Origin of the sequence: Streptomyces sp. CC53, assembly GCF_001865245.1 — a bacterium.
Taxonomy (GTDB): Bacteria; Actinomycetota; Actinomycetes; order Streptomycetales; family Streptomycetaceae; genus Streptomyces.
This window is the reverse complement of record NZ_MKXB01000036.1, coordinates 66,062-78,181: the sequence shown is the minus strand read 5'-3', so window position 1 is coordinate 78,181 and position 12,120 is coordinate 66,062. Positions and strand designations below refer to the sequence as shown.

The 12,120-nt window shown below is 71.9% G+C and carries 5 protein-coding genes and 1 pseudogene; 2 read left to right on the top strand and 4 right to left on the bottom strand.

Translation table 11 applies throughout. From position 1 onward, the window contains the following. Positions 1 to 108: 108 nt before the first annotated feature. Positions 109 to 174, top strand: a pseudogene (locus BJP40_RS35175) (alkylmercury lyase); the annotation flags it as partial. Positions 175 to 246: 72 nt separating this feature from the next. Here the strand turns inward: BJP40_RS35175 and BJP40_RS03415 are convergent. The 3 genes from BJP40_RS03415 to BJP40_RS03405 form a co-directional block, all read right to left on the bottom strand. Next, entirely contained in the window at positions 247 to 1,125 is an 879-nt protein-coding gene (locus tag BJP40_RS03415; protein ID WP_071278475.1) for a cytochrome c biogenesis CcdA family protein, read from the bottom strand. Between the two features lie 6 nt (positions 1,126 to 1,131). Next, entirely contained in the window at positions 1,132 to 1,704 is a 573-nt protein-coding gene (locus BJP40_RS03410) for a redoxin domain-containing protein (RefSeq protein WP_071278473.1), read from the bottom strand. A 90-nt stretch (positions 1,705 to 1,794) separates the two neighbouring features. Continuing rightward, complete coding sequence (locus tag BJP40_RS03405; RefSeq protein WP_349239642.1) at positions 1,795 to 2,361, bottom strand: Crp/Fnr family transcriptional regulator; 567 nt, start codon at positions 2,359 to 2,361, stop codon at positions 1,795 to 1,797. A gap of 408 nt (positions 2,362 to 2,769) precedes the next feature. Here BJP40_RS03405 and BJP40_RS03400 point away from each other — a divergent pair, with 408 nt between their 5' ends. Beyond that, positions 2,770 to 4,146: a hypothetical protein gene (locus BJP40_RS03400; protein WP_143065879.1), complete on the top strand. Its 1,377-nt coding sequence runs from the start codon at positions 2,770 to 2,772 to the stop codon at positions 4,144 to 4,146. A 390-nt stretch (positions 4,147 to 4,536) separates the two neighbouring features. Here the strand turns inward: BJP40_RS03400 and BJP40_RS03395 are convergent, their stop codons facing one another. Then, entirely contained in the window at positions 4,537 to 12,027 is a 7,491-nt protein-coding gene (locus BJP40_RS03395; protein ID WP_071278469.1) for a LamG-like jellyroll fold domain-containing protein, read from the bottom strand. Between the last annotated feature and the right edge of the window lie 93 nt (positions 12,028 to 12,120).

Here is a 12,120-nt window from a genome sequence, read left to right as displayed (position 1 = left end):
GGCACGCGGGAGTCCACCGGGGCGGGATGTGCAGCTGGCCTTCCCCGCGATCCTCGGTCAGAGGGCCCAGGTGACCTCGCCTGCCGCGCCACCGGGGAGCCGGTTCGCCTGACCGCCACGCCGGACGGCCCGACCGGTGCGGAGCCCGCCACTGCGGTGGTCTCCCTGGTCACCCCCGAGGCGTCGGCCTCGGTCCGCTCGTCCTTCTGCAACCAGAGCGAGAGGTTCCCTGCGCCGTCGGCACCGTCAGGCAGGGTGGCGCTGCCTGTCCGGTGCCTGGGGCCGGTCATGGCGCTGCCGGCGGCGGCGCAGCACCACGGCAAGCAGCAGCGTGACGAAGGCCGCCGAGATCACGGGGATCCCGATGGTGTCCAGCAGGCCGGCGACGGCCTGCTGGACGGTGCCCGCGGCCTCAATGACGGGGTCGGTGGTCTGGGGGCCGCGCAGGACGCGGATCTCGTACCAGCCGTAGTACGCGACGTACGCGCCGACCAGGAAGAGCAGACCGCCGCCGAGCCGGGAGGCGACGGAGCCGAGGCGGCGCAGCCGGCCCATGCGGGCGGTGCGGGTGAGGGCGACGGACAGGGCGGCGGCACCGACGATCAGGCCCATTCCGGCCGCGTACGTCGTGAACAGGGCCGCGCCTTCGAGGGCGGAGCCGCTGTGGAAGGCGGAGACGACGATGGCGAGGAAGGGGGCGATGGTGCAGCCGAGGGAGGCGATGGCATACGCGGCGCCGAACAGGGCCATCGACGGTACGGAGCGGGTGACGGAGGGCGCGCGGCGGAGTTTGGGCAGCAGCGCGGGCAGGTCCCGGCCGGCCAGGAGCCAGCCGCCGATGAGAGCCAGCAGAAGCCCGAAGGCAATGGTGAACCAGGGCAGGTGCTGCTGGACCTGGCCGGCGACGGGCGCGATGGCGAGACCGAACAAGGCGAACACGGCGGCGAATCCGGCGGTCATCGCGGCGGTCGCGCACAGTGCGCGGGTGACGGCGGCCGCGCGGGTGGGCGTGTCGTCGCCGAGGACGAGGAGGGAGAGGTAGGCGGGCAGGAGGGCGAAGCCACAGGGGTTGACGGCCGCGAGCATGCCCGCGGTCAGGGCCAGGGCGAGAGGAAGGTCGGACACGGCGGGTCAGCCCACGAGCGGGGTGAGCTTGTCGGCGAGTCCCCTGCCGGCCGGGAGACTTCCGGTGAAGACCGTCTTGCCGTCCTTGTCGAGGATCACGTAGAAACTCTGCTGGGTGATCTCGAACTTCTTCCAGATCTCCCCGGCCTCGTCGGACAGGTTCGGGAAGGCGCCGACCCTGGTGTCGGAGACGAAGTCCTTCATGGCCTGCGGCTTGTCCAGTCCAGCCACCCCGATGACGTTCGCCTTGCCCTGGAACTGGGCGGCGACCCTGGCGGTTTCGGGGCCCTGGGCCTTGCAGGTGGGACACCACGGCGCCCAGAACCACAGCACGGCGGGCTTGCCCGCCAGCGTCGCCGCATCGAACGGCTGGCCGTCCACGGTCGTGCCCGTGAACCGCAGCGCCTGGGGTACCGCTGAAATCCCGGACTGCCCACCGGCCGGCGCGGAGGAGCCGGAGGCCGCGGGAGGGGCCGTGTCTGCCGTGCCCTGGGAGGAGGCGTTGTCCTGGGTGCCGCAGCCGGCCACGGTCAGCGCGGTGGCGGCCAGTAGACCGGTGAGGATGAGGCGGGCACGCATGAAAGGGTCACTCCTGGAGGTCGGGGTTGGCTGAACTGTAGGCTGCAGGGGTGAGTTCGGTGCGGGCCCGGTGCTTACGGTTCGGTGACATCAGCCCGCGTGGTCCGCGAGCCGCTCAGTGTCCAGGACGGTGATGCGGCCCCGGGCGAGCCGGATCAGGTGCTGCTCGGCGAAGTCGCGCAGGACCTTGGTGGTGGTCTCGCGGGAGGTGCCGGCCAGGGCGGCGATCTGCTGGTGGGTGAGGGCGATCTGCGGGCTGCGGGCGCCGAGTACCAGGGGGCGGCTTTGGGCGGCCAGGGTGAGCAGGGTGGTGGCGATGCGCTGGGGTACGGACTTGAACACGCTGTCGGACAGCCGCTGTTCGAGGTCGGTCAGCCGTCGGCCGAGGATCTCGGTGATGCGCGCGGAGATCCGGGCGTCGGCCAACAGGAAGCGGTGGACGTCGGCGCGGCTCATGACGCAGACGGTGACGTCGTCGAGGGCCTCGGCGAAGTTGTCGTACATCCGCTGCCCAAGGAGCACCATCTCGCCGAAGATGGTGCCAGGGCTGATGATCGCGGTGGTGAGTGCGCGACCGTCGGCGGAGACCCGGAAGATCCGGACCCGGCCCTTCTGAAGGATGAACAGCACCTCGGAGGGCTGGGACGGAGAGTACAGCAGTCCGCCGGCGCTGTCCCGGACGCGGCGCGCGGCGGGCGGACGTGAGATCAGGGATGCCGGGCGTTGGCGATGCCGAGGTGCGTGGCGGCCGGGACTTGGCCGTCACCGGCCCCCGGGACGGGCGCGACCGTGGTGGCCGTGACTCGCCATGCCTTCGGGGTCGCGCCACCGTGGCTCCCAAGGGGAGTGCGCGGTAGCGGCGGGGCCTTCCGCTGCGCAGGTCGTCAGAGGCAGGATCAGCATGTACCGAGCGCCCTGCCGATCAAGATCGGTAAGTGCGGGACCCGCGGTTCAACTCGTTCTGAAGCGATCGTTTGGTAAAGGGGACGCAAAATGCCGGGAGGGGGGTGAGGCGGACTGGTCTTCCCTGGTGAAGCGCAACGAACCAAGGGAGTGCAGAGCGTCATGAGACTCGGGCTGAAGCAGATTGGTGGAGTCGTGGCGGCGTCGGCGACGCTGTTCACGGGTTCGGGGGTGGTGGCTTCGACGGCCGCGGCGGACGACAGGCGCGAGAACCGCGTGCTGGTCGTGATGGTGGACTTCCAGGACCGGGCCCACGTCGGCCCGGCCGCGGTCAAGGCGGACTTCGCCGCCAAGTACTTCGGAGCCGAGAACTCCCTGAAGTCGTACTACGACCGGGTCTCGAGCGGGAAGACCGCCTATGTGCCGGCGGTCCCGGAGAAGGTGATCGGCCCCTTCAAGCTGCCGATGAAGGGTGCTGGGTGCAATGCCGGCGAGATCAAGATGAAGACTCTGGAACTGCTGGAGGCCAAGGGGCTGAAGCGTGGTGAGGACTACGACAGTCTGTCCATGGCCAGCCCGCGCATCGGCTGCAGCTGGTCCGGGCTGGGCAGTATCGGCGGGCCCTACACCTGGATCCAGGCCCCCAATGCCTTCGCCAACCTCGGGGTCGTGGTGCACGAGTTCGGCCACAACCTCGGTTACCCGCATCAGCCGGGCATCGTCTGTCAGGACGGGCGCCTCACCGACTGCGTGAACGGCAGAGGCGGCAAGTCCCCCATGGGCGGTGGCGGCGGCACGAGGGTCGGTCTCACGGCCACCCAGCTCATCCACAGCGGCTGGCTGACCGCGGCCGAACACCAGCGGGTCACGAGCTCTGGCACGTTCACCCTGCGCTCCCTCTACGGGAAGCAGGGCGGCCTGCGGGCCTTGGAGGTCCCCTTCGGTGAGGACAAGCTGGTGCTGGAGTACCGCCGCCCCGAGGGCGGGCTGGACGAGGGCCTCGACGGCGTCTACGCCTACCGCGTGACCAAGCAGAAGTACGCCGGGGCCCTCCAGCTCCGGGTGGGCACCAACGACGGCGACGGCGCCATCACCCGCTTCACCGACACCGCCCACAAGCTGAAGGTCTCCGTCACCGCGAAGGACGCCGCGGGCGCCAGGGTCGAGATCAGCATGAACGGCGAGGCCCCGCCGACCGACACCGCCGCTGCACCCCCCGTGGAACCGGTCACAGCAGCCCCCCCGGCCCACCCGTCCGAACTCAAGGACGACGCACCCGTCACCCACGAGGACCACGAGCCCCCGGCCGACGACACCACCGACGATGCCGGAACCACCACCGCTGATTCCGGCATGCCCGGTTCCACACCCGACGACGCTTCGCACGCCGCGGACACCGGTACCGAGGGCGCCGAGCGTCTGGCCGTAACCGGCGGCGACGCCACCACTCTGGTCCTGAGCACGGCGGGCGCCGCCCTCCTGCTGCTCCTCGGCACCTTCCTGGGGTTGGCCGGCCGACGCAGGCGCGCACGCCGCTGATGTCGGCAGCGACCCGCCTCCGGCCTCGCCCCGCGGCGCGGCGGGAGGCGGAGCCGCGCCGTTTGAGCGGGACGTACCGGACCTGTCCCCGGGCAGCAGGGGCTTCCGCACGGTGATGAAGGTTCTGCCCGCCCGCGTTCCATGCGGACGCTGTCGCGCTGCGTGTGCCGGACCCGAGCCACCCCTTCGAGGGCTTACGAGGTTGCCGGTGTGGTGCGCTGGGAAGGGAAGCAGCCGGAGCCCGTTCGCACCGTGGATGCCAGCTCGCTGTCCTCCGCCCCGGGGCAGCGGTCCGCCCGTGCGATTCGGGGATGCCGGGCGACACCGGCGCTCCGCACCGGTGTGGTTCCCGGTGCTCCTGGACTGCCGCAGGAGCACCGGGACCGGAGATCAGTCCTCGACTCCGTAGTACTGGGCGAGGAAGCGGCGGATGTCGTCCTGGTGCGGCAGGAGTTCGGGCAGGTGCGCCGTGAGCGCGGTGCGTGTGGCGTCGGACAGTTCACCGAGGGAGCTGGTGGCGTGCCGGACGTAGGGGTCGAGCCGGCGTACGAGTTCGTAGTTGGAGGCGATGTCCACCCGGGCCAGGTCCCGTTCCAGCGGTGGTGCGTCGGCGCCCGGCACCGGTGGCAGGACGCGGGAGATGAAGGTGACCCGGTGCAGGACCCGCCAGCACGGCGGCTTGCGGTCGGACTGCCGGGTCTGGCGCAGTGCGGCGGCGCTGGGCGCGTTGGAGTCGGCGAGCCATACCGGGTCGACGACCTTGTGGAAGAAGTCGTCGAAGTTCCGGCCGGACTCGTGCAGGTAGAAGCTCATGAACCGGTAGGCGTCCACCTTGCCGGGTACAAGTACCGGCCTGCCCTGCGGGTCGAAGACCGCCTTGCCGTCCGCGTGGTACGCCTGGAGGTCACCGGAGGGCTCGCAGGTGACATCCAGGCCGTAGGAGCGCGACGCGTCCTCGCTCTTGGTGCGGGTGACGCTGTGGCTGCCGCCGATGCTCGCGTTGAGCTGCCCGGCGATCCCGACGCCGAAGACCGAGAAGCCGAACTCGACGCCCGCGGTGAGCATGTCCGTCACCGAGTACGAGCCGCCGGCGGTCTCGGTCATCGCGTCGGCGGTTGTGGTGGTCTCGGCGAAGAACCCGCCGTCGGCGGTCCACAGGTAGGTGTTGGCCAGGTCGCGGACCGCGAAGGCCGAGGCGGCTGAGCTGCTGGAGCCCTCGCCGGCGGTGGTGTCGCGCGCGTCGCCGATCGGGCCGACGAAGCTCTCGGCGATCTTCTTCGCGCGTCCTGCCACCGGGTCGGACGTTCCGGTGCGGGTGGTGACGTTGTCGTAGTAGTCCTGGGTCTGCTGCTGCTGGCGCTGGATGGCCCGCTTCAGGGCGTACGCCTCGCGGGGTTTGAAGTAGCTGTACTCGCCGTACTGCAGGGCGTTGGGGTAGGCCGGGTCGAGCACCTTGCCGTGTTCGTCGAAGCCGACGCCGCCGTCCAGGGTGCCCTGTTTGGTGTACTGCGGGTTGATGGGGAAGGTGAGGATGTTCCAGTCGCGGGGGATGTCGGGGTTGGCCCGCATCCGGTAGGCGACCAGTGCGCCACTGTGGGCCAGCCGCAGCGCGAAGACATCGGCGGTCTGCGACTGGACCAGCGCCATGCCGACGTTGGCCGGCTGGTAGCGCCGGCCGAGAGCGGGGTTGAGGAGGCGCGCGGGGTCCTCCCAGTACCCGGCGAGGGAGACGGAGGTGGCGCGTTCGGTGTCGGTGGACTGGGCCAGGGAGGTCTCGTCGCTCCAGGTGTTGCTGAACTCCAGGGTGTTGTCGACGCTGACGACCGCGCCGCCCTCGACGGCCGGCTGGGCCGTGCCGATGCCCAGCGGGGCGGTGATGAGGAGGGTTTCGGCGTCGTACTCGTTCTGGAACGCCATCTGGAAGGCCGTGTCGACGCTGCGGTTCCGGGAGGAGGACAGGGACTCGGTCACGGAGTCCGCGGTGGTGAACGTGACGGCGGAGGCGCCCGCGTAGTCGCCGTTCTCACCCGTCAGGTTCTCCGAGGGCACCGGCGGCGCGCCCTCCAGGTAGCCGACGAGCTGCGGGTCGTACTGCACCTGGCTGACCCACTCCGACACCAGGTCGCCGACCTTGTAGCCGGTCACCAGAGCCCAGCGGCCGCTGTCGTTGAGATAGCTGTAGGCGCGCTTCATCACCCCCGCCGCCGAGCCGTCCGGCCGGTACTGCATGTCGGCGTACTCTGCGGTGGCCGGGGTCCCGGCGATCGTCTGGTGGAAGGCGGTGCGCACCCCGGAGATCGCGGAGCGGACGGCGGCGGTGTCGGTGGAGACCGGAGCGGTGGACAGGACGACGGTGGGCGGCGTGCCCGCGCCGACCTCCAGGTCGTTGCCGCGCAGTCCCAGGTCCCGCACCCGGGTGGCGCCGACGGCGGTGGAGTCCCGGTCGAACGGCCAGTAGCCGACCAGGTCCTCCTTGTCGCCCTTGAGGCGGGTGAAGAGGTTGTCGCTGATCTGTTCCGCGGTACGGGCGGTGCGCCAGACCCGCACTTCCTCCAGGGTGCCGTCCAGCGCCTCGGTGACCGCGGTGCCCGCGCGCCGGGCGCCCAGGGTGAACTGGCTCTGGGTGAAGGCGCCGTTCGCGGCCGGATGGTCGGGGGCGCCGGGGTCGAGGGGCTCGGTCGGCATCGGTGAGCCGTCCCGGTAGAGCCGGAAGCGGCTGCCCTGCGGGTCGGGGTTGCGCGTCCAGGTGGCACCACGCAGCCGCACGGCATGGGAGCCGGTGGTGTCGGTGCTGGTGTTGCCCTCGTTCTCCTCGAAGGTGAAGCGGGCCGCCAGGCCGCTGTCGCGAGGAGAGACGGCGGCGCCGATCGTGGCGGCCTCGCGGGCGGTGTTCCAGATCCGCACCTCGCCCAGGACGCCCTGGGCCGCGTACGGGCGGGGCCCGTCCCAGACCCGGCCCAGTTCCAGCGCGCCCTCGCCGCCGCCCGGTCCGCCACCGGTGTAGCGGGAGGTTCCGCAGGCTGCGCCGTCGATGTAGAAGGTGATGTCGTCCCAGGAGCGGACCTCCATGTCCTGGATCACGTCGACGGTCTCGACGGTGGTGGAGCCGTCCGGGTTGGTCAGGGTGATCTCCCGGGTCCCCTTCTGTTCGGCGGTCTCGCGGCCCGCCCGCCTGACCGCGGCGAGCCGGGTGAAGCGACCCACCGGCACGGTGGCGGAGGAGACGAACCGCCGGGCGGTGCCCCCGGCTTCCTCGAAGGCGAACTCCAGCCTGCCGTCGGGGCGTACCGACAGCTGGTAGGGGACGGCCGTGTCGTCGGAGCCGAGCCTGCCGCGGGTCACCAGGCCGTGGGTGATGCCGAGCCGGTCGAGTCGGCAGAACACCTCCAGGGTGAGGTCACCGGTCAGGTCCAGGGTGTCGTCGTTGTCCCCGTCCAGCCAGGCCGCGCCGTCGAGCCGCACCGCCCACGACTGCTCGAATGCGGCCGCCAGATGGGCCCACTCCCCGGCCGGGTGGACCTCGCGGCTGCGCACCGCGCGCTCGCCGACGCCGAAGACGACCCGGTATCCGGTCGCGTGGGCGTTCGCCTCGGTGGCGTCGCCGTGCCGGATGCCGTGCCGCCCGTGGCCGGAGGTGTCCAGGAGCTGGCCCGAGGTGGAGGTCCAGGACGCGAGCAGACCGGGCACGCTGCCGGTGACGTTCTGCCGCATCAGGTCGCGGAGTTCGGCGGCGGTGCGGGCCCGTCCCCACAGGCGCGGCTGGTCGATGGTGCCGCGCAGGCCGCGGGTGCCGTTGACGGCGCGGCCGAGGACCAGGGTGCCGGCGCCGGTGTACGGGGCCGTGGCGGTGCGGCGGGCCGTCTCCACACCGTCGCGGTACAGCACCTGGGCGCCGGTGGCGGGGTCGTAGGTGGCGGCCCAGTGGTGCCAGTCGGTGTCCGCGTAGGTGCCGGCGGTCTGCAGGTCCTCCCCGCCGCCGAGGCTGAAGAAGAAGGCGCCGGAGGCTCGGTAGCCCAGGGCGAGGCTCCTCCCGGCGGTGCCGGAGGAACCCTGCGCGGCCACCGTCTCCTCGGCGCTGTACCCCGCCGTGGTGCGCCGCAGCCAGGTCTCGACGGTGAAGGGGCCGCCCGTCAGGTCGACTCGGTCCACCGTCACGTGGGCCGAGTCGGAGGAGAAGGCCACCGCGGACCGGAGGACGGCGTCCGTGAGCAGCAGGCTGTACGGCGCGTCCTCGCCGTTCGCGGCATGCACCAGGCGCGAGGTGCCCTCCATCGCGTACGGGTTGACCCACGCCTCGACGGTCACGTCCGAGGGGATGGCGGTCTGCTCCACCAGTTCGGGGGCGAGGCCGAGGTGCTGGGTGGCGCCGTCGAAGGCGAGCGCCCGGCCGGGGGAGGCGCCGCGCCAGCGGCAGCCGTGCCCGGCCACGGCCTGCGTGGCGGTGCCGTCGGCGATCCGGGCGTCCTCGTAGCCGGCCGCGGCGGTCACCAGCCGGGAGCCCCGGCGCAGGTCGGCACCCGGCCGTTCCGCCTCGGCCAGCCTCGTGTCGTAGCGCACCACCCGCACCGGGGAGCCCGGGGAGGGCAGGCAGGGGGCGTCGAGGTGGAGTTCGACCGCGCCGGCACCGGCGGAGGCGGTGAGGAGGCGGACGCCGTCGTCGGTGGCGAGGTAGGCGGGGGCGGCCAGCGGCTGCGCGAGCGGCGCGGCCAGGGGCAGGACGGTACTCGGCTCCGGTGGCGCGGCCGGGCCGGTCCGGGGGCCGGGGTCGGCGAGCACGCCGATCGTGGGAGGGTCGCCCTCCGGTGCGCCGGTGAGGACGTCGACGAGGGTGCGGGCGTGGCGCGGAAGCCCCCGCCACACCTCGCGCTCGCCGGGGCGGTCCAGGGTGAGGTCGCAGAGGGCGGGCTGCCCGGGGACCTCGCTGACCGTGACGGTGACGCCGCTCAGGTCGACGGAGGCGTCCCAGGCGGTGAGAAGCAGCCCGGAGGCACCGGAGCCGAGGACCTTGCTGCCGCGTACCACGCGGGTGTCGTAGTAGGCCGCGAAGAACTGCCCGTTGAGCCCCCGGAAGTAGAGCGCGACCTGACCGGTCGAGCTGTCCATCAGGAAGGGCGCATCGGCGGTGCGGGCGAAGGCGAGGAGGCCGCCGCAGACCGTCAGGCCGGTGGGGTCGGTGCCGAGGTGGACGGCGGGCACCACCACGTCGTCGGCCCCGGCCATACCGGCGGTGAGCAGGGCCAGTTCGTCCTCGGCGGCACTCAGCGCGTCCCGCCGGGTGGTCAGCTGGAGGTTGACGGCGTCCAGCTGCTCCTGGGCCGCGAGCTTAACGTCCAGCGCGGCCTGAAGCCGGGTGAGGTCGTCGCGCGCCGTTGCCACGGCGGTGTCCGCGCCCGAGCGGGACCCGAGCGACTCGATCTCGCACCTGCCCTCGCTGCCGGAGAGGACCGAGTCGGTGTACTGGCGGATCCGGTTGTACTCGCTGCCGTAGCGCAGCGCGAGAGTCTTGCCGCTGTGGCGGGCGACGAGACGCCAGACGTTTCCCGCCAGCCGGGTCAGGGTGAGCTGCTCGCTGGTGTAGTCGGTGGTGGTGGTCGGGTAGAGCTCGATGTGCGCCTGGTCGTTCGTCGCCGCGTTGTAGACGTTCAGGCGGTAGGCGCGGTCGTAGGTGTACACGTAGTACTGCGGCCGGCCGCTGTGGGTGAGGCCGCTGTGCTCGATCTTCCAGACGGAGCTGGTCTGCGTGCTGCTGCCGCCGACCACGGACTCGCCGAGGGTGAGCCGGTTGTTCAGGGCCTGTACGGCGTAGCGCCCGACCGAGTTGTTGAAGAACATGCGCACCGACGTCCAGTCGGTCGGGTCGTAGCGCAGGGTGTCCCAGCGTGCCTGGGCCGTGTCGAGCGTCTGCTGTGCGGACGTCACCTGGTTCCGGGTGGCGGCGAGGTCGGCGCAGCGGGCGGCCAGCGGGGGGACCTGCGGTTCCAGGGCGGCGATCTCGTTGCGCAGCATCTGGATCCGCTGCTCCAGCAGGCTCTGCCGCTCCAGCCCGGTGTCGGCGGCGTCCGTCCCGATCTCGGGCAGGATCACCACGTCGGCGGTCTGCGCCAGCCTGCCGTCCACGCCGACTCCGAAGTCGAGGGTGGCGAGGCAGGGTTCGGAGTGCGGGTCGGCGGTATCGCGGGTGGCGCAGGCCAGCAGGACGCGGGCCTGGCTCTTGACCGGCTTCGCCGCCGCGTCGTAGCCGCAGGCCCGCGTCTCCTGCTGGTGGTAGAGGACCGCGGAGGGCGCGGAGACCGGTTCCCGGTTGGCGAAGGTGAAGCTGTCGCGCCGGATGCCCGCGTGGTCCCCGATCGGAGCGGTGGAGGTCTCCCAGCTCACCTCACCGGTCAGAGCGGCGTGGCGGGCGGCGTCGGTCTGGTCGTACGCGATACTTCCGGCGCCCCCGTCGAACCGGTAGTACGCCACCAGGCCCGGCTCGTCGCCGACCAGCCGGTGGCCGAGGTCCTCGCGTATCTCGGTGGGGCCGAGGGCGCGGTCCCAGACCCGCAGCTCGTCGAGGGCGAAGCCGCCCTCGGGTACGGTGCCGCCGATGACCGCCTCGCCCGCAGCCTCCCCGGGGAAGGCGAACGCGCCGCTGCCGCAGGGCGTTCCGTCGAGGTAGAGGGTCGCGGTGCCGTCGGCGTATGTGGCCGTCAGATGGGTGTACCGCCCGGCCGGCAGCGGCTGTGTTCCGGTGAGTTCGCTGTCGCCGGCGCGCAGCCGCGGGCAGCCCTGGTCGGTGAGCTCCAGCGTGTAGCCGTTCGTGAGGAGCGTGGTGGCGGCTTGCCGGGCCGGGTTCACCCACGCCTGAACGGTGAACTCCGGTCCGCGCGGCATCGTGTCCACGGTGCCCTGGGCCCCGGCGGTGGCCAGCCTCAGCGCCGTCTCCCCGAATCCCGACTCGGATCGCACCGGTACCAGCGGCGCCCCGGTGAACGGGCACGGGCCGGCACCGCGTTCGTACACGGCGCCTTGGTAGCGGGGGTCGGGACTGGTCCAGGCACGGTTGCCCTGGGTGGTGAAGAGCCCGTCGGCCGAACGGTCCACGCTGAACGCGTCCATACGGCCCGTGACGGTGTTCCAGGCGAAGAACTGCCAGCGCTGGGCCCCCGCCACGCTGGTCGGCACCAGGACCGCCGCGAACCGTCCCTCGCTCAGGTTGCGGACGAAGCCGATCGCCTGGGTCGGCTCGTAGAACGGCTTGCCCTCCATGTCGGAGGCGCCGAGGCTGTCCTTGGCGGAGCCGGGACGGTGCTTCATCCGACTGCGCCGGTAGCGGGTCTCGCGCACCGGTTTCAGGATGCCGCCCACCATCAGGAAGCGGTCGCAGAGCAGCAGGCCGTCCACGAGCGGGGGCTCGGTCCCGGCGGCCGACGCCGCCCCCGGCGTGACCTCGCGCACCGCGTCGGGGTGCCCGGCGGCGATGGACTGCCGCAGAACGATCACGTGGGTGCCGTCCGAGAGCACCTGGAAGGGAACATCGGCGGTCAGCCGGGCCGTCGAGGAGAGGAACGCGTTGGTCTCCTCCGGGTCCAGCACCTGACCCGGATCCGCCTCCGCCCGGCCGCCCTTCTTCACCCGGGGCATCGTCACGGTGCCGAGCGCCGCGTAGCCGACCCGGTTCAGCTCCTGCGGGAAGGAGAGTTCCCTTGGGTTCTCGCTCCAGTAGGCCGCGTCCGTGTCACCCCGCGCGGGGTCGTATCCGTCGAGTGCGAGCACGCTGTAGACGATCCGGCGCTGATCGTCCATCGCGAAGGCCAGTGTGGTGCCCTGGTGCCGCACCGCCGTCGTCCGTGTGTACCTGCGATCGCTGTAGACCTTCACGCGGCTGTCGCTGATGTCCAAAGGGGTTCTCCCGGCATGACGAAGGCCCGCACCCTGTGCGCGGGCCGTCCATGACGGTAGGGAGTCGGCCATTCCCTCTCCAGGGCGTGAACC

What these genes read in the sequence shown, in the direction of transcription:
- BJP40_RS03410 (WP_071278473.1), bottom strand. Translation starts at nt 1,704, where the DNA reads ATGCGTGCCCGCCTCATCCTCACCGGTCTACTGGCCGCCACCGCGCTG.
- BJP40_RS03400 (WP_143065879.1), top strand. Translation starts at nt 2,770, where the DNA reads ATGAGACTCGGGCTGAAGCAGATTGGTGGAGTCGTGGCGGCGTCGGCG.